Annotated in this window: 1 rRNA gene; it reads right to left on the bottom strand. The window is 56.7% G+C overall.

Going from position 1 to position 373, the window contains the following annotated elements:
* Nucleotides 1-29: 29 nt before the first annotated feature.
* Nucleotides 30-146, bottom strand: a 5S ribosomal RNA gene (rrf, locus tag AC1DIP_RS22370).
* Nucleotides 147-373: the final 227 nt, after the last annotated feature.

Genomic DNA, 373 nt, shown 5'->3' with positions numbered 1-373 from the left:
TTCCTTGTCAGGGCCCTTCTGTAATGATGTTCCGGCGGTGACCTACTCTCCCACACCCTCCCGGGTGCAGTACCATCGGCGCTGTGGGTCTTAGCTTCCGGGTTCGGAATGGGACCGGGCGTTTCCCCCACGCTATGACCGCCGTAACCCTTGTACCCGAACCTCGCAGGGTTGGGAAATCTTGTGGTTACAACGTCCCTGCCKGTGGGCAGGGGGTGGTGTTGTATTTAGTTGTTGGTTCCTGCCGTGCCCCGTGTGTTGACGGGGTTGTTGGTTGGGAACCACATAGTGGACGCAAGCAGAATGTTTTTCTGTGTGGTGTAAGTTGTTGGCCTATTAGTACCGGTCAGCTTCACGAGTCGTTAGTCCTCGC

It is taken from the genome of Pseudarthrobacter sp. 05T312 (assembly GCF_056396685.1).
Note: the sequence above shows the minus strand (reverse complement) of the source record. Positions and strands in the feature narration are given on the sequence as shown.